This window comes from Streptomyces fractus, from assembly GCF_049844455.1.
GTDB classification, from domain to species: domain Bacteria; phylum Actinomycetota; class Actinomycetes; order Streptomycetales; family Streptomycetaceae; genus Streptomyces; species Streptomyces fractus.
On record NZ_JBMYHI010000002.1, the window covers coordinates 3,695,484 to 3,711,779 of the forward strand.

Here is a 16,296-nt window from a genome sequence, read left to right on the forward strand (position 1 = left end):
CGCCGTACGGAGGATGGGGACGTCCACCTGCGATGTCGGTGCCTGCGACTACGCTCACGGCATGGCTGTCAACACGTCCGCGGACGCCCCGCTGCCCGTCGGGCAGGTGTCGCGGCTCATCGGGGGATGGATCGACCGGCTCGGCGCCGTGTGGGTCGAGGGACAGATCACGCAGCTGTCCCGCAGACCGGGCGCGGGCGTCGTGTTCCTGACGCTGCGCGACCCGTCGCACGAGATCTCGGTGTCGGTGACCTGCTACCGGCAGGTGTTCGACGCGGTGGCGGACGTGGTGCGCGAGGGCTCCCGCGTCGTCGTGCACGCGAAGCCGGAGTGGTACGCGCCGCGCGGCCAGCTCTCGCTGCGGGCCGCGGAGATCCGCCCGGTCGGCGTCGGTGAACTGCTGGCGCGCCTGGAGCAGTTGAAGAAGGCGCTGGGCGCGGAGGGCCTCTTCGCGGACGACCGCAAGAAACCGCTGCCGTTCCTGCCGCAGCTCATCGGCCTGGTCTGCGGCCGCGCATCGGCCGCGGAGCGGGACGTGCTGGAGAACGCGCGGCACCGCTGGCCCGCCGTCCGCTTCGAGGTGCGCAACGTACCGGTGCAGGGCGTGCACGCGGTGCCGCAAGTGGTGCAGGCCGTCAAGGAACTGGACGCGATCGGCGACGTCGACGTGATCATCGTGGCGCGCGGCGGCGGCAGCGTGGAGGACCTGCTCCCGTTCTCCGACGAGCAGCTGGTGCGCGCGGTGTCCTCGTGCCGGACGCCCGTCGTCTCCGCGATCGGCCACGAACCGGACAACCCCCTGCTCGACTACGTGGCCGACCTGCGGGCCTCGACGCCGACGGACGCGGCGAAGAAGGTCGTGCCGGACGTAGGCGAGGAGTACGAGCGGGTGCGCTTCCTGCGGGACCGGGCCCGGCGCAGCGTCGAGGGGCTCATCGAGCGGGAGGAGCGGGGCCTGGCCGCGGCGCTCGCCCGGCCCTCGATAGAGGACCCGCACCGCATGGTCGACGAGCGCGAGGAACAGATCGCGGCGCTGACCGAGCGCTCCCGCCGCACCCTCGGCCACCTCCTCGACCGCGCCGAGTCGGAGCTGACGCACACGCACGCGCGCGTGGTGGCGCTCTCCCCCGCGGCCACCCTGAAGCGGGGCTACGCGGTGCTCCAGAAGGCGGACGGGCACGTGGTGCGCGCGCCGGACGAGGTGGCGGGGGACGAGGAGCTGCGGGCCCGCGTCGCCGAGGGCGAATTCACCGTACGAGTAACAACAGACGCCGCCGCGGCGGCGGACGAAGCGTGAGGACGGACGACAGCATGACGACCAAGGCGGCCGACGAGGCGCTCGGCTATGAGCAGGCGCGGGACGAACTGATCGATGTCGTACGGCGGTTGGAGGCCGGCGGCACGTCTCTTGAGGAGTCCCTCGCGCTGTGGGAGCGCGGCGAGGAGCTGGCGAAGGTGTGCCGCCGCTGGCTGGACGGCGCGCGTGCCCGCCTGGACGCGGCGCTCACGGAAGAGGGCGAGGAGGGAGCCGGGGAGACCGAGGACGCCGACGAGGAGTGACGCCGCCTCTGGCCGCCCCGCGGCCCGCCGGTGACCTTCTTGTGAACAGCGTCACGAAGAGTTTGGTTGAAGGTTGAACCTCATCGGCGTACGGTCTTTCATGTGGGCCGATCCGGACAGAACGGATCGCCGCAGCCGTGACCGTCGCACCGAGAAGGTTGATCCATGTCTCTCGTTCTTGACCCCGCCGCGCAGGACCTCCTGTTCCGCGAAGCCCGTACCGCGAACACGTTCTCGGACGAGCCGGTGACCGACGAGCAGGTCGCCGCGATCTACGACCTGGTCAAGTACGGCCCGACCGCCTTCAACCAGTCGCCGCTGCGCATCACCCTGGTCCGCTCCCCCGAGGCCCGCGAGCGCCTCGTCAAGCACATGGCCGAGGGCAACCAGCCGAAGACCGCCGCCGCCCCGCTGGTCGCGATCCTCTCCGCGGACCACGAGTTCCACGAGGAGCTGCCGCAGCTCTTCCCGCACGCCCCGGCGATCAAGGACATGTTCTTCTCCGAGCGCCCGGTCCGCGAGCAGGCCGGCACGCTGAACGCGACGCTGCAGGCCGCCTACTTCATCATCGGCATCCGCGCCGCGGGCCTGTCCGCCGGCCCGATGACCGGCATCGACTTCGCCGGCATCCAGAAGGAGTTCCTGGACGACGACCACGCCCCGCTGATGGTCATCAACATCGGCAAGCCGGGCGAGGACGCCTGGTTCCCGCGCTCCCCGCGCCTGGAGCAGGACCAGGTCATCACCACCATCTGAGTCCACCCCACACCGACCGGACCCCCCGCCTGTCCGGCTGGGGGTCCGGGGGTTATCCCCCGGGAGAATGCAGTCCGCGCTCCCCGCGCCTGGAGCAGGACCAGGTCATCACGACCGTCTGAGTCCCGCGCGTACGTACGCCTACGAGGAAGGGCCCCGGCTTCGGCCGGGGCCCTTCCTCGTGCGTGGTGAACGGAGCGTCCTAGTGGTGACCGGAGCGGTCACACCTTCTCGCGCTTCATGTCCAGCGCCCCGGCCATCTTCGCCAGCTGGTCGAAGCCGGCCGTGCCGGTGACCATCGTGGTGGAGCCCTTCTGCTTCAGCACCAGGGCGTCGTACTTCTCGCCCTTGTAGCGCTCCCAGGTCTCGCCGCCGATCCGCTGCGTCCGGCCGGTCGCGGAGGCGCCCTGGCTCGCCTCGTTGATGAACCCCTTCGACGGCCCGGACGCCTGCTCGACGGCGACGTACTGCCCGTCCGGGTCGAGGAACCCGAGGTGCCACGCGTCGTTCGCGGTGCCCTGGTAGCGCACGGACGTCGGCTTCCAGTCGTGCGAGAGGCCCGTGGGCGCGGCCACCGGGTACGGCGCCGCACGGCGGGCCGTCGACAGCTCGACCTTGTAGTCGACGCGCTTGACCTGCGGCTCCCCGGAATCGTCGTGCGGGACGAAGAGGTAGATCACGCCGGCCGCGACGACACAGACGCCGAGCGAGAGGACCAGGCTGCCGACCGTTTTCTTACCGTTTCTTGCTGCCACGCGCCCCATCGTCGCAGGTCGCCGGATGATCTCTGCCGGGAGGTCCGGATTCGCGCGGTCCGCCGTCGACCGGCCCGCTCATCCGTGGGGCGGTCTGCTCAGATTGTCGGACTGACGATAGAGTCCTCCCTATACCAACCCCTCGTCCGGCCGTCGTCGTATCCCGGTGAAGCCGAACAATCCGGTGAATCCCGGAACAGAAAGGTGCGTCTCGATGACCGAGCATCACCAGCTTCCGTCCGAACTCGAGGTCCCCTCCGAGGCCCCCGACCGCAACCTCGCCCTGGAACTCGTCCGGGTCACCGAAGCCGCGGCCATGGCCGCGGGGCGCTGGGTGGGCCGCGGCGACAAGAACGGCGCGGACGGCGCGGCCGTGCGCGCCATGCGCGCCCTCGTCTCCACCGTCTCGATGAACGGCGTGGTCGTCATCGGCGAGGGCGAGAAGGACGAGGCCCCGATGCTCTTCAACGGGGAGCGCATCGGCGACGGGACGGGCGCCGAGTGCGACATCGCCGTCGACCCGATCGACGGCACCTCGCTCTGCGCGAAGGGCATGCCGAACGCGATCGCCGTGCTCGCCGCCGCCGACCGCGGCACGATGTTCGACCCGTCCGCCGTGTTCTACATGGACAAGCTGGTCACCGGGCCCGAGGCCGCCGACTACGTGGACATCAACGCCCCGGTGTCGGTGAACATCCGCCGCGTCGCCAAGGCGAAGAAGCGCGCGCCCGAGGACATCACCGTGGTCATCCTCGACCGGCCGCGGCACGAGGGGATCATCAAGGAGGTCCGGGAGACCGGCGCCCGCATCAAGCTGATCTCGGACGGCGACGTCGCCGGTTCGATCCTCGCCGTGCGCGAGGGCAGCGGCGTCGACCTGCTGCTCGGCATCGGCGGTACGCCCGAGGGCATCATCTCGGCCTGCGCGATCAAGTGCCTAGGCGGCGTGATCCAGGGCAAGTTGTGGCCCAAGGACGACGAGGAGCGGCAGCGGGCGATCGACGCGGGGCACGACCTGGACCGAGTGCTGTCCACGGACGACCTGGTGTCGGGCGAGAACATCTTCTTCGTCGCGACCGGGATCACCGACGGTGAGCTGCTGCGCGGGGTGCGGTACGACTCCGAGCGGGCGCACACGTCGTCCCTCGTGATGCGGTCGAAGTCCGGGACGATCCGGCAGATCGACTCGACGCACAGGTTGAGCAAGCTGCGGGCCTACAGCGCGATCGACTTCGACCGGGCCAAGTAGGTCGCGCGGGTCCGGGGTTGACGTCTCGGGGCTCCGCCCCGGACCCCGCGCCTCAATCGCCGGCGGGGCTTGAATTAACCGGCCAGGGCCGTTCGTGGCGCCTTCTTCAGTTCCACCTCGCGGCGGCGCCGCCTCGCCAGCACCACGCGGCGTTCCGCCGCCGTGAGGCCGCCCCACACGCCGTACGGCTCCGGCTGGAGCAGCGCGTGCTCCCGGCACTCGACCATGACGGGGCAGCGGGCACAGACCCGCTTGGCCGCCTCCTCGCGCGCCAGACGCGCGGCGGTCGGTTCCTTGGAGGGGGCGAAGAAGAGTCCCGCCTCATCGCGCCTGCACACGGCCTCCGTGTGCCATGGAGCGTCCTGATCCCTGCCCCTGACTGGCTCGCGCTGCTGCGGTACGGCGGCGACCTGCAGGGACTGATGCGGCGGGTGCAGCACGGTCTACTCCTGACGACGGCTGACGACGGCTATCGCGAGCGGGCGACGATGCAGCAAGCTCTACCCGCTGTGTCGGCTCCTATGCACTGAGTTCCGAAGCACGGAAGTTCCCGAGCACATACAGGAGTTCACCGCTCAAAAGCCACCGGGGCCGGGCCGTCAGCCGAGGTGCTTGCGCAGGTGCTTCTCCAGGTTCTGGATGAGCTTGCCGCGCTTCGGCTTCGCCTCGATGTTCCCGAGGACCGCCACCCCGTCCACGTACACGACGGGCGCCTCGGGCTCGCGCGCGTCCAGCGTGTCCACCTCGAAGTTGCCGAGGACGCCCGCGCCGCTGCCGCGCAGCGAGATGTCCTCGGGGACGCGGATCTCGACGTTGCCGAACACGGAGACCGCCTTGATGTACACCTGCGGGTACTCGAAGATCGCCTCGCTGAGGTCGATCTCCACATTGCCGAAGATCGCGTACGCGTGCGTGCGGCGGCCCACCCGCCAACGGCCCTTGCGCGTCGTGGAGCTGAGGACCGCCACCAGGTTCTCGTCGGGCACCGCAGGGACGGAGCCGGGCACCGGACGGCTCGGGGCGGGACCCGGCTCGGGCGCGGGGCGGCGCGGCGCGTGGGCGCCCGGCAAGTCGCGCACCAGCGGCTCCAGTTCACCGACCGTCTTGGCGCGGTAGACCCCGTCGATCCGCTCGGCGTGCTCCTCCGCGTCGAGCCGGCCTTCCGCGAGTGCCTCGCGCAGGATGTCCGCGATCCGGTCGCGGTCGGCGTCGGACGCGCGCAGGTCGGTCGGCTCCGCCACGGGAGCGCTGGGCGCGGGCTGCGAAGGGCGCTTTTGAAGGTCCACGACAGCAGACTACCGAAACGCGATAGATCGCGACACCCCCTCCATGCGACACCGCTCCGCGCACCCCGCCGCACAACTGAGCCTTACCTCACAGCCTCGACCGCTCGACCAGGTTCTACGCTGGTTGGCGCTGCCAACGGATGCCAGCTGATGTCTGTCGAGTGAGGAATGGGCGAGATGCCTGAGTTCGCGTACACCGATCTGCTTCCCCAAGGTGAGGACCCCACCACGTACCGGTTGGTGACCTCGGAGGGTGTCTCCACCGCTGAGGGGCCGGACGGCCGTACGTTCCTGAAGGTCGAGCCGGAGGCGCTGCGCAAGCTCGCCGAAGAGGCCATCCACGACATCCAGCACTACCTGCGCCCGACCCACCTCGCGCAGCTGCGCCGCATCGTCGACGACCCCGAGGCGTCCGGCAACGACAAGTTCGTCGCGCTCGACCTGCTGAAGAACGCCAACATCGCGGCCGCCGGCGTGCTCCCCATGTGCCAGGACACCGGCACCGCCATCGTCATGGGCAAGCGCGGGCAGAACGTCCTCACCGAAGGTGAGGACGAGAAGGCGCTGAGCAAGGGCATCTACGACGCCTACCAGAACCTGAACCTGCGCTACTCGCAGATGGCCCCGCTGAACATGTGGGAGGAGAAGAACACCGGCTCCAACCTCCCCGCGCAGATCGAGCTCTACGCGACGGACGGCGACGCCTACAAGTTCCTCTTCATGGCGAAGGGCGGCGGCTCGGCCAACAAGTCGTTCCTGTACCAGGAGACGAAGGCCGTCCTGAACGAGTCCTCCATGATGAAGTTCCTGGAGGAGAAGATCCGGTCCCTGGGGACGGCCGCCTGCCCGCCGTACCACCTCGCGATCGTCGTCGGCGGCACCTCCGCCGAGTACGCCCTGAAGACCGCCAAGTACGCCTCCGCGCACTACCTGGACGAGATCCCGGCCGAGGGCTCGGAGCTCGGGCACGGCTTCCGCGACAAGGAGCTCGAGGACAAGGTCTTCGAGCTGACGCAGAAGATCGGCATCGGCGCGCAGTTCGGCGGCAAGTACTTCTGCCACGACGTGCGCGTGGTCCGCCTGCCGCGGCACGGCGCCTCCTGCCCCGTCGCCATCGCCGTGTCCTGCTCCGCCGACCGCCAGGCCGTCGCGAAGGTCACCGCCGAGGGCGTCTTCCTTGAGCAGCTGGAGACGGACCCGGCGCGCTTCCTCCCGGAGACCACGGACGAGCACCTCGACGAGTCCGACGTGGTGAAGGTCGACCTCAACCAGCCGATGGACGCGATCCTCGCCGAGCTCGCCAAGCACCCGGTGAAGACCCGCCTCTCCCTGACCGGACCGCTCGTCGTCGCGCGCGACATCGCGCACGCCAAGATCAAGGAGCGGCTCGACGCCGGCGAGGAGATGCCGCAGTACCTGAAGGACCACCCCGTGTACTACGCGGGCCCGGCGAAGACCCCCGAGGGCTACGCGTCCGGCTCCTTCGGCCCGACCACGGCCGGCCGCATGGACTCCTACGTGGAGCAGTTCCAGGCCGCCGGCGGCTCCAAGGTCATGCTCGCCAAGGGCAACCGCTCCAAGCAGGTCACCGACGCGTGCGACGCGCACGGCGGCTTCTACCTCGGCTCCATCGGCGGCCCCGCCGCGCGCCTCGCGCAGGACTGCATCAAGAAGGTCGAGGTCGTCGAGTACGAGGAGCTCGGCATGGAGGCCGTCTGGAAGATCGAGGTCGAGGACTTCCCGGCGTTCATCGTCGTCGACGACAAGGGCAACGACTTCTTCCAGAACCCGGCACCCGAGCCGACCTTCACGCACATCCCGGTGCGCGGCCCCGGCCAGGCGTAGGCACCACTCTTTGGTGGGGTTGTTCCGGTGTTCCGGAACAACCCCACCTTCGTATGCGCTGTACGAGGCATGAGCGACAACGCCGGCGAACACCGCATCGAGCACGACTCCATGGGCGAGGTCCGCGTCCCCGCCGCCGCGAAGTGGCGGGCCCAGACCCAGCGCGCCGTGGAGAACTTCCCCATCTCCGGTCAGCGCATCGAGCGCGCCCACATCGAGGCCCTCGCCCGCATCAAGGGCGCGGCGGCGAGGGTGAACGCGGAGCTGGGGGTCGTCGACAAGGACATCGCCGAGGCCATCGCCGCGGCGGCCGCCGAGGTGGCGGAGGGCCGCTGGGACGACGAGTTCCCGATCGACGTGTTCCAGACCGGCTCCGGCACGTCGTCGAACATGAACACCAACGAAGTGCTGGCCACGCTCGCGACCGAGCGCCTGGGCCGCGACGTGCACCCGAACGACCACGTGAACGCCTCGCAGTCGTCCAACGACGTCTTCCCCTCCTCCATCCACATCGCCGCCACCGCCGCCGTCACCCACGACCTGATCCCGGCCCTCGAACACCTGGCCGCGTCCCTCGAGCGCAAGGCCCGGGAATTCGCGGACGTCGTGAAGTCGGGGCGTACGCACCTGATGGACGCGACGCCGGTGACCCTCGGCCAGGAGTTCGGCGGCTACGCGGCGCAGGTCCGCTACGGCGTCGAGCGGCTGACCGCCTCGCTCCCCCGCCTCGCCGAACTCCCCCTGGGCGGCACGGCGGTCGGTACGGGCATCAACACCCCGCCCGGCTTCTCCGCCGCCGTCATCGCCGAGGTCGCGCGCGCGACGGGGCTGCCGCTGACCGAGGCCCGCGACCACTTCGAGGCGCAGGGCGCGCGTGACGGGATCGTGGAGACGAGCGGTCAACTGCGGACGATCGGCGTCGGCCTGACGAAGATCGCCAACGATCTGCGGTGGGCCGCCTCCGGGCCGCGCACCGGGCTCGCGGAGATCAACCTCCCGGATCTGCAACCCGGTTCGTCGATCATGCCGGGCAAGGTGAATCCGGTCATTCCCGAGGCGACCCTGATGGTCGCCGCCCAGGTGACCGGCAACGACGCGACGGTCGCCGCGGCCGGCGCCGCCGGCAACTTCGAGCTGAACGTGATGCTCCCGGTCATCGCCAAGAACGTGCTGGAGTCGATCCGGCTGCTCGCCAACGTGTCCCGGCTGCTCGCCGACCGCACCGTCGACGGCATCACCGCCAACCGCGAACGGGCCCGCGAGTACGCCGAGTCGTCCCCCTCGGTCGTCACGCCGCTCAACAAGTACATCGGCTACGAGGAGGCCGCCAAGGTCGCCAAGAAGTCCCTCGCCGAGCGGAAGACCGTCCGGGAGGTCGTCATCGAGGGCGGCTACGTGGAGCGCGGCGACCTCACCGAGGAGCAGCTCGACGAGGCGCTCGACGTCCTGCGGATGACCCACCCGTGAGCGCGCGTGACCGGATCCGTGTCCCCGCGTGGCCGGATGGCGTATTCGTGATGCGCACCGCAGCGTCGTATGCCGTTGGCACCTAATATCTGTGCATGACAGACGAGTACCGGATGACCGAGAGTGGAGGGCGCTGGGCGCCCGGTGAGCCGATCCTGTGGCGCTACCGCGCCAACGGGGGCGACGGCTTCCACATCTGCCGTCCGGTCACCGTCGTCCAGGACACCGACGAGCTGCTCGCCGTGTGGATGGCACCCGGCACCGAGTGCGTGAAGCCCGTGCTCGCCGACGGCACGCCCGTGCACCGCGAGCCGCTCGCCACCCGCTACACCAAGCCCCGCACCCTGCAGCGCGACCGCTGGTTCGGCACGGGCGTGCTGAAGCTCGCGCGCCCCGGCGACCCCTGGTCGGTGTGGCTGTTCTGGGAGCCGGGCTGGAGGTTCCGCAATTGGTACGTGAACCTGGAGGCGCCGCGCGCCCGTTGGGCCGCGGGCGTCGACTCGGAGGACCACTTCCTCGACCTGTCGGTGTATCCGGACGGCAGCTGGCGCTGGCACGACGAGGACGAGTTCGCGCAGGCGCAGGCCGTGGGCCTGATGAGCCCCGCACAGGCGTCCGAGGTGCGGTCCGCGGGGCGCCGGGCGGTCGAGGAGATCGAGAACTGGCGGCGGCCGTTCTCGGAGGGCTGGCAGCACTGGCGCCCGGACCCGGCGTGGCCGGTTCCCGCCCTTCCCGCCGACTGGGACCGTACGCCCGCGCACGTGTCCTCATGAGACCCTTGATGCGCCCCCATGGGGTAACCGTAGGATCGTCCTCCGCAAGACAGCACCCGTCCGAATGTGCGGGTTCTACGGACAACTCTTGGCACGCACAACTGGTCTGACACGATGTCAACGAGGTCATCGAGGGGCGGCTGGACCGTGAACGTGGGCGAGACGACGCAGTGGGCGGGCCGGGACAAGACGGCAGCCGGGACCGCGAGCGGCGCTGCCCGCAGGTCCCCGGCGTGGTCGCCCGTGCGGATTCCGTTCCCGGAGCGCGGGTTCCGGGTATCCGGTCCCCTACGGGACACGCCGCAGGTCACCGGCAGCGGCGCCACCCCCGACAGGCCCTGGCCCCAGCTGTTCCCCAACTGCCGGCGCACTGGCCAGTGACGCGGCGCGCAGCCCCGGACGGACGGAATCGACACGCGTGACGGAGTACCCCACCTCCCACGAAGGCCGCCACCACGGCACGGCGGCCCGCCCCGCCGATCCCCGCGGGGCCCTTCGGCACACCCCTGAGACCTCCGCCCCGGCTTCCGGCGAGGCCTCCGGCGGCCTGCCGGAACAGCCGCGGCGCGCCGGCGGTTCCGCCGCGGACGCCGAGCACGCGCAGCCCGCCGCGCCGTCGCCCGAGCCGGTGCGCCCCGGGCCGCCGGACGGGGCGGACCGCCGCACCGGGCAGCCGCGCCCCGGCGGACAGCCGACGGCGATGCGGCGCGACGGCGACCGGCTCCGCTTCGTCGGCGCCGCGACCCGGCGGATCGCCCGCGGCCTGGACCTCGACGAGATCGTGATGGGCCTGTGCCGGGCGACCGTGCCCACGTTCTCCGACGCGATCCTCGTGTATCTGCGCGAGCCGCTGCCGGTGGGCGACGAGCGGCCGACCGGGCCCATGGTGCTGCGCCTGCGCCGCACCGACCGGATCCCGGACGCCACCGACACGGCCTCGGACTCGGACACCGACGGCGCGGGACTCGCGATCCCCCTCACCCCGCAGCTCGAACTGACGGCGGGCTGCGCCGACTTGTGCGAGGTGCGCTCCGGTGGCGCGCTCGCCGAGGTGCTGCGCGGCGTGCGCCCCGTGTTCGCCGACGCGCCCGCGGCGCTCGCCGCGCTGCCCGAACTCCTCGGCTCGGACCGGCCGTTGCCCGGCGGGCAGCGCGCGATCCTGGCCCCGCTGCGCGGCCGGCGCCGGGTGATCGGCGCCGCGGTGTTCCTGCGCCGCCCCGACCGGCTCGCGTTCGACGCCGACGACCTGCTGGTGGCGGGGCAGTTGGCGACGCACAGCGCGCTCGGCATCGACAAGGCGGTGCTTTACGGGCGCGAGGCGTACATCGCGGACGAGTTGCAGCGCACGATGCTGCCGGAGACCCTGCCCAACCCCACCGGGGTGCGACTCGCCTCGCGCTATCTGCCGGCGGCGGAGACGGCGCGGGTCGGCGGCGACTGGTACGACGCGATCCCCCTGCCGGGCAGCCGCGTCGCGCTGGTCGTGGGCGACGTGATGGGGCACTCGATGACGTCGGCCGCCATCATGGGCCAGCTGCGCACCACCGCGCAGACCCTCGCCGGGCTCGACCTGCCCCCGCAGGAGGTCCTGCACCACCTCGACGAGCAGGCCCAGCGGCTCGGCACGGACCGCATGGCCACCTGCCTGTACGCCGTGTACGACCCGGTCGCGCACCGCATCACCATCGCCAACGCCGGGCATCCGCCGCCCGTCCTGCTGCACCTGGGCGGCCGCTCCGAGGTGCTGCGGGTGCCGCCGGGCGCGCCGATCGGCGTCGGCGGGGTCGACTTCGAGGCGGTCGAGCTGGACGCCCCGGCGGGCGCGACGCTGCTCCTCTACACGGACGGGCTCGTCGAGTCCCGCCTCCGCGACGTATGGACGGGCATAGAGCAGCTGCGTGAACGGCTCGCCGCGACCGCGCAGTTGACCGGTCCCGACCATCCGCCGCCCCTTGAGGCGCTGTGCGACGAGGTCCTCGACATGCTCGGCCCGGGCGACCGGGACGACGACATCGCGCTGCTCGCCGCCCGGTTCGACGGGATCGCGCCGAGCGACGTCGCGTACTGGACCCTGGAGCCGGAGGACGCGGCGCCGGGCCGGGCCCGCAGGCTGGCTCGCAGCGCGCTGGACCGCTGGGGTCTCGAGGAGCTCACGGACTCGGTCGAGCTACTGGTCAGCGAGGTCGTGACGAACGCGGTGCGCTACGCCACCCGTCCGGTGACGCTGCGCCTGCTGCGGACCGACGTGCTGCGCTGCGAAGTGGGCGACGACGTACCGCAGTTGCCGCGCCTTCGGCAGGCGCGGGCGACGGACGAGGGCGGTCGCGGGCTCTACCTGGTGAACCGCCTCGCCCGCCGGTGGGGTGCGACGCGCCTGTCCACGGGCAAGGTCGTCTGGTTCGAGCTGCAGGTGCCGTAAATATGTGGCCATGTGCCACTACTGCGGATGCCGTGAGATCCCGCTGATCAAGGAGTTCATCGCCGAGCACGAGCGGGTCACCGACGCCGCGGGCGACGCGCTGCGGGCGCTGGAGCGCGGCGATGTGACGGCCGCGCGGACGCTCGTCGACACGATGACGCGGGAGCTCGCCTCGCACTGGAAGGGCGAGGAGGACGGCCTGTTCGCGGTGATGCGGGACGACCCGGAGTACGCCGACTACATCGACGCCCTGGTCGCCGAGCACCGCGAACTCGGCGCGCTGCTGCCCACCCTCGACCTCACGGACCCCGGCGACGTACAGCGCCTCAAGGACGAGACGGACGAACTGCACCGGCACATCGCGAAGGAGGAGGACGGCCTCTTCCCGGCGTCGCTGACGGCGCTGTCCGGGGACGGCTGGGACGCGTCGATGACGGCGTGGCGCGCGGCGCACCCTTCGGACGGCGCGCACGGCGGCGGCTAGGCGACCAGGCGACTAGAAGCCCACCGGCACATACCCCGTCGCCCGCCCCCGGTCGTCGAGCACCCGCCCCATCCGCTTCACCGTGCGCAGCGTCACCGTGCGGTCCTCGACGCGCAGGGCGGGGAAGCGGTCGTCCAAGGCGGCCTCCAGGGTGGCCATGCCGCCGAGGTCGCGGAGCCAGACCTGGAAGAGCAGGTTGCAGGAGCCGGTGACCGACGTGCACAGGCGCATCTGCGGGAGGCGGGCGAGGGCCGCGCCCGTGCGGTCGAGTTCGCCGTGCGGGACGGTCGCCCGGTATGTGGCGAGGGCCGGCCAGCCCGCCAGCTGCTGGGCCAGATCGCAGCGCAGCAGGACCTCCCGGTCGCGCAGTTCGCGCGCGAGCCGGCGCCGCACGGTCGACTCGCCGACGCCGACGGCCGCCGCCAACTCGGCGTACCCGGCACGGCCGTTCGCGCCCAGCTCGCGCAGGAGCGCCAGGTCGACCTCGTCGCGGGGCCGGAACGCGCGCGACGGCGCGGCCGGCCCGGGTCCCGCCGTGCTGAGCCGCGCGCGCCCCGCCCGGTCGAGGGCGCGCACCTTCCAGCCGCTGCCCTCCTGGTAGAGCCGCATGCTCAGCCGGGTCCGGGTGCCGCGCACGCCCGGCAGCCGGCCCAGGTCGTCGCTGACCCGGCGCCCGAGCGCGGGCAGGTCGGGCGCCGCGACCGAGAGCAGCAGGTCGTAATCGCCGACCACGTGCTCCGCGCTGAACACCCACGGCAGCCGGACGAGCCGGGCGGTCAGTTCCTCCAACTCGCCCGGTGTGCACGTCACTTCCATGTAGGCGACCGTGGCCGTCGTCGGCCCCGCGTAGGCCGTCACCCAGGCCAGCCCCGCCCGTTCCAGGCGTGCCCAGCGGCGGGCCGCGGTCGTCGCGTCGATGCCGACGGCCGGGCCGACCCGGCTCCACGGGGCGCGCGGGTCGGTCTGGAGGGCGTCGATCAGGGCGAGGTCGGCCTCCTCGAAGGCGGCGGATTCGGGCGCCAGGCCGTGCACGCCGCCGTTTTCCAGCATTTGAGGCCCCTTCTCGCACGGCGGCCGGATTCTGTCCCCACTTCCGAGCCGTCCCCCACACCAGCACGCCCACTCTAGAAGGAGTGCCTGTGGTCCCACCCTCGCAAGGCCCCGCACGTGAGCGTCTCGACAAGGGCGCCAAGATCACGGTCACGCTGCTCTTCGCCGCCTGGCTGATCGACTACATCGACCGTCTGGTCATCAATCTGGCGCTGCCCTCGATCGGCCACGAATTCGACCTCAGCCGCGCCCAGCAGGGCCTGGCCGTCTCCGTGTTCTTCGTGGCGTATGCCGTCTGCCAGATCCCGGGCGGCATGCTCGCCGACCGGTACGGCGCCAAGCGGGTCACCTGCTGGGCGCTGCTCGTCTGGTCCGCGTTCACGGCGCTCACCGGGCTCGCGGGCTCCTTCGCGATCCTGCTGGTGGTGCGCTTCCTGTTCGGTGTCGCCGAGGGCATCTTCCCCGGCGCCTCGATGAAGGCCGTGAGCGAGCGGACCACGCCGGGCCAGCGGATGAGCGCCAATGGCGTCGTGCAGTCGTCGAACGCCGTCGCCGCGGTCATCGCCCCGCTGATCGCCGCGCCGCTCATCGCCCACTTCGGCTGGCGCTCGGCGTTCTTCACCGTCGCCGGAGTCGGCGTCTTCGTGTACGCGGCCGTGCGCCTGTGGCTGCCGGAGCGGGAGCGGACGGAGGGCGACGCACGGCCCACCGGCTCCGCCCGCACCGTGATCCGCTCCGGGACCATGTGGGCGTTCGCCGGGATGTTCTTCGGCTACGACATCATCGTGTGGGGCCTGAACACCTGGGTGCCCTCGTACCTCAACGAGGAGCGCGGGCTCGCGCTGACCTCGGCGGGCGCGCTGTCGATCCTGCCCGCGGCCGCGGCGGCCGTCGCCATCATCGTCGGCGGCCGGTTCACGGACCGCTTCGAAGGCAACCAGCGCAAGATCGTGGTGCCCGCCATGGCGGTCTCCTCCATCGCGCTGCTGCTGATGGCGACGGCATCGAGCACCTTCGCGTTCATCGGCTGGATGACGGTGGCGATCGCGGCCGCCTCCCTGAGCTATATGCCGGTCTTCGCGGTGCCGCTGCGCAGCCTGCCGCCCGAACTGGCCGGTGCGGCCGCCGGGTTGATCACCTTCGGCGGGCAGGCCGGCGGTGTCGTCGCGCCGACCGCGATGGGGATGCTCGCGGACTCGGCCGGATTCGGCGCCGCGTTCGGCTTCCTCGTCGTCGGCGCGGTGCTCGCCGCGGTCCTCGCCTGCGTCACCCCGCAGACCACGCCCGCCTTCCGCCGGGCGCTGCGGCTGCCCGACGACGCCGGGCCCACCCCCGTATCCGTAAAGGCAGACGTAGAAAGCGAGCCCCGATGACCACCACGACCGCCACCGCCACCACCCTCGACAGCCTGCTGCCGTCCCTGCGCGCCCTCTACCGGGACCTGCACGCCCACCCCGAACTCTCCCTCCAGGAGACCCGCACCGCCGGGATCGTCGCGGCCCGGCTGCGCGAACAGGGCGGCTGGGAGGTGACCGAGGGCGTCGGCGGCACGGGCGTCGTCGGAGTCCTCCGCAGCGGCGAGGGCCCGACCGTGCTGCTGCGCGCCGACATGGACGGCCTGCCCGTCCTGGAGGCGACCGGTCTGCCCTACGCGTCCGTGGCGCGCGGCACCGACCGCGACGGCAACGACGTACCGGTCATGCACGCCTGCGGCCACGACATGCACGTCACGTGTCTGCTGGGCGTGACGGCGCTGCTCGCGGCGGAGCGGGACACGTGGAGCGGCACCGTCGTCGCCGTGTTCCAGCCCGCGGAGGAGATCGGCCAGGGGGCCAGGGACATGCTCGACGACGGATTCGCGGAGCGGTTCCCGAAGCCGGACGTGTGCCTCGGGCAGCACGTCGGCCCGTTCCCCACGGGCGTCGCGGTGACCAGGCCCGGACCGGTCATGGCGGCCTCCGACAGCTACCGCGTACGCCTCTTCGGGCGCGGCGGGCACGGCTCGACGCCCGAGTCGACCGTCGACCCGGTGGTCCTCGCGGCGGCCGTCGTGATGCGCCTGCAGACCGTGGTCTCGCGCGAGGTCGGCGCCTCGCAGGCCGCCGTCGTGACGGTGGGCTCGATCCACGCCGGCACGAAGGAGAACATCATCGCGGACGAGGCCGAACTCAAGCTCAACATCCGCTCGGTCGACCCCGTGGTGCGCGAGCGGGTGCTCGCCTCGGTGCGCAGGATCGTCGCCGCGGAGGCGGCGGCCTCGGGTTCGCCGAAGGAGCCGGAGTTCACCTCGCTCGGCTCCTTCCCCGTCACGGAGAACACCGACGACGCCACCGCGACGACGATCGACGGGCTGCGCGGGGCGCTCGGCGAGCACGGCGTGCTCGTGCTTCCGCAGCCGATCAACGGCAGCGAGGACTTCGGCCTGTTCGGCAAGGAACTCGGTGTGCCCTCGGTGTTCTGGCACTTCGGCGGGGCCGACCCGGCCGCCTTCGCGGGGCTCGACGCGGGCACGCTCGCCTCGCGCGGTCTGCCCGCCGAGATCCCGGTGAACCACTCGCCGCAGTACGCGCCGTTGCAGGACCCGACGATCGAGCTGGGGGTGCGGGCCCTGCTGGGAGCGGCCCGCACCTGGCTCGGCACCGGCGCGTAGCG

Annotated in this window: 15 protein-coding genes; 11 read left to right on the forward strand and 4 right to left on the reverse strand. The window is 71.7% G+C overall.

Features of this window, described 5'->3' with window-relative positions; translation table 11 throughout:
- Nucleotides 1-61 precede the first annotated feature (61 nt).
- The 3 genes from xseA (at nucleotide 62) to ACP4E5_RS18425 (ending at nucleotide 2,316) form a co-directional block, all read left to right on the forward strand.
- The gene (xseA, locus tag ACP4E5_RS18415) at nucleotides 62-1,297 is read left to right on the forward strand and encodes an exodeoxyribonuclease VII large subunit (RefSeq protein ID WP_425830052.1); all 1,236 of its coding nucleotides are present in this window, start codon (nucleotides 62-64) and stop codon (nucleotides 1,295-1,297) included.
- Nucleotides 1,298-1,311: 14 nt separating this feature from the next.
- Nucleotides 1,312-1,560: an exodeoxyribonuclease VII small subunit gene (locus tag ACP4E5_RS18420; protein ID WP_425830054.1), complete on the forward strand. Its 249-nt coding sequence runs from the start codon at nucleotides 1,312-1,314 to the stop codon at nucleotides 1,558-1,560.
- 165 nt (nucleotides 1,561-1,725) lie between these two features.
- Nucleotides 1,726-2,316 (forward strand): malonic semialdehyde reductase, encoded by a 591-nt coding sequence (locus ACP4E5_RS18425; RefSeq protein ID WP_425830056.1) that lies wholly within the window; start codon nucleotides 1,726-1,728, stop codon nucleotides 2,314-2,316.
- A 221-nt stretch (nucleotides 2,317-2,537) separates the two neighbouring features.
- On the opposite strand, the gene ACP4E5_RS18430 is transcribed toward ACP4E5_RS18425, so the two are convergent.
- Complete coding sequence (locus ACP4E5_RS18430; RefSeq protein ID WP_425830058.1) at nucleotides 2,538-3,071, reverse strand: DUF4245 domain-containing protein; 534 nt, start codon at nucleotides 3,069-3,071, stop codon at nucleotides 2,538-2,540.
- 214 nt (nucleotides 3,072-3,285) lie between these two features.
- Between ACP4E5_RS18430 and glpX the strand changes: the two genes are divergently transcribed.
- The gene (glpX, locus tag ACP4E5_RS18435) at nucleotides 3,286-4,320 is read left to right on the forward strand and encodes a class II fructose-bisphosphatase (RefSeq protein ID WP_425830060.1); all 1,035 of its coding nucleotides are present in this window, start codon (nucleotides 3,286-3,288) and stop codon (nucleotides 4,318-4,320) included.
- Between the two features lie 74 nt (nucleotides 4,321-4,394).
- Here the strand turns inward: glpX and ACP4E5_RS18440 are convergent, their stop codons facing one another.
- On the reverse strand, nucleotides 4,395-4,760 hold the full coding sequence (locus ACP4E5_RS18440) for a WhiB family transcriptional regulator (RefSeq protein WP_425830062.1): 366 nt from the start codon (nucleotides 4,758-4,760) through the stop codon (nucleotides 4,395-4,397).
- Nucleotides 4,761-4,919: 159 nt separating this feature from the next.
- Complete coding sequence (locus ACP4E5_RS18445; RefSeq protein ID WP_425830064.1) at nucleotides 4,920-5,606, reverse strand: DUF1707 SHOCT-like domain-containing protein; 687 nt, start codon at nucleotides 5,604-5,606, stop codon at nucleotides 4,920-4,922.
- A gap of 177 nt (nucleotides 5,607-5,783) precedes the next feature.
- Here ACP4E5_RS18445 and ACP4E5_RS18450 point away from each other — a divergent pair, with 177 nt between their 5' ends.
- The 5 genes from ACP4E5_RS18450 to ACP4E5_RS18470 all read left to right on the forward strand — a co-directional run bounded on the left by ACP4E5_RS18450 (nucleotide 5,784) and on the right by ACP4E5_RS18470 (nucleotide 12,594).
- On the forward strand, nucleotides 5,784-7,451 hold the full coding sequence (locus ACP4E5_RS18450; protein WP_425830066.1) for a fumarate hydratase: 1,668 nt from the start codon (nucleotides 5,784-5,786) through the stop codon (nucleotides 7,449-7,451).
- Between the two features lie 69 nt (nucleotides 7,452-7,520).
- Nucleotides 7,521-8,918, forward strand: coding sequence for a class II fumarate hydratase (locus ACP4E5_RS18455; RefSeq protein ID WP_425830068.1), 1,398 nt, complete (start codon nucleotides 7,521-7,523; stop codon nucleotides 8,916-8,918).
- A 95-nt stretch (nucleotides 8,919-9,013) separates the two neighbouring features.
- Entirely contained in the window at nucleotides 9,014-9,691 is a 678-nt protein-coding gene (fomD, locus tag ACP4E5_RS18460; RefSeq protein ID WP_425830070.1) for a cytidylyl-2-hydroxypropylphosphonate hydrolase, read from the forward strand.
- A 418-nt stretch (nucleotides 9,692-10,109) separates the two neighbouring features.
- Complete coding sequence (locus ACP4E5_RS18465; protein ID WP_425830072.1) at nucleotides 10,110-12,110, forward strand: ATP-binding SpoIIE family protein phosphatase; 2,001 nt, start codon at nucleotides 10,110-10,112, stop codon at nucleotides 12,108-12,110.
- A 10-nt stretch (nucleotides 12,111-12,120) separates the two neighbouring features.
- Nucleotides 12,121-12,594 carry a hemerythrin domain-containing protein gene (locus ACP4E5_RS18470; protein WP_425830074.1) on the forward strand — a complete coding sequence of 158 codons (474 nt, stop codon included), beginning with the start codon at nucleotides 12,121-12,123 and terminating at the stop codon, nucleotides 12,592-12,594.
- 12 nt (nucleotides 12,595-12,606) lie between these two features.
- Here the strand turns inward: ACP4E5_RS18470 and ACP4E5_RS18475 are convergent, their stop codons facing one another.
- Nucleotides 12,607-13,644 (reverse strand): Lrp/AsnC family transcriptional regulator, encoded by a 1,038-nt coding sequence (locus tag ACP4E5_RS18475; protein WP_425830076.1) that lies wholly within the window; start codon nucleotides 13,642-13,644, stop codon nucleotides 12,607-12,609.
- Between the two features lie 89 nt (nucleotides 13,645-13,733).
- Between ACP4E5_RS18475 and ACP4E5_RS18480 the strand changes: the two genes are divergently transcribed.
- Both ACP4E5_RS18480 and ACP4E5_RS18485 read left to right on the forward strand, forming a co-directional pair.
- Nucleotides 13,734-15,017 carry an MFS transporter gene (locus tag ACP4E5_RS18480; RefSeq protein ID WP_425830078.1) on the forward strand — a complete coding sequence of 428 codons (1,284 nt, stop codon included), beginning with the start codon at nucleotides 13,734-13,736 and terminating at the stop codon, nucleotides 15,015-15,017.
- Nucleotides 15,014-16,294 (forward strand): amidohydrolase, encoded by a 1,281-nt coding sequence (locus ACP4E5_RS18485; protein ID WP_425830080.1) that lies wholly within the window; start codon nucleotides 15,014-15,016, stop codon nucleotides 16,292-16,294. The genes ACP4E5_RS18480 and ACP4E5_RS18485 overlap by 4 nt, the downstream gene beginning before the upstream one ends.
- Nucleotides 16,295-16,296 lie beyond the last annotated feature (2 nt).

What these genes read in the sequence shown, in the direction of transcription:
- xseA (WP_425830052.1), top strand. Translation starts at nt 62, where the DNA reads ATGGCTGTCAACACGTCCGCGGACGCCCCGCTGCCCGTCGGGCAGGTG.
- ACP4E5_RS18420 (WP_425830054.1), top strand. Translation starts at nt 1,312, where the DNA reads ATGACGACCAAGGCGGCCGACGAGGCGCTCGGCTATGAGCAGGCGCGG.
- ACP4E5_RS18425 (WP_425830056.1), top strand. Translation starts at nt 1,726, where the DNA reads ATGTCTCTCGTTCTTGACCCCGCCGCGCAGGACCTCCTGTTCCGCGAA.
- glpX (WP_425830060.1), top strand. Translation starts at nt 3,286, where the DNA reads ATGACCGAGCATCACCAGCTTCCGTCCGAACTCGAGGTCCCCTCCGAG.
- ACP4E5_RS18450 (WP_425830066.1), top strand. Translation starts at nt 5,784, where the DNA reads ATGCCTGAGTTCGCGTACACCGATCTGCTTCCCCAAGGTGAGGACCCC.
- ACP4E5_RS18455 (WP_425830068.1), top strand. Translation starts at nt 7,521, where the DNA reads ATGAGCGACAACGCCGGCGAACACCGCATCGAGCACGACTCCATGGGC.
- fomD (WP_425830070.1), top strand. Translation starts at nt 9,014, where the DNA reads ATGACAGACGAGTACCGGATGACCGAGAGTGGAGGGCGCTGGGCGCCC.
- ACP4E5_RS18470 (WP_425830074.1), top strand. Translation starts at nt 12,121, where the DNA reads ATGTGCCACTACTGCGGATGCCGTGAGATCCCGCTGATCAAGGAGTTC.
- ACP4E5_RS18475 (WP_425830076.1), bottom strand. Translation starts at nt 13,644, where the DNA reads ATGCTGGAAAACGGCGGCGTGCACGGCCTGGCGCCCGAATCCGCCGCC.
- ACP4E5_RS18485 (WP_425830080.1), top strand. Translation starts at nt 15,014, where the DNA reads ATGACCACCACGACCGCCACCGCCACCACCCTCGACAGCCTGCTGCCG.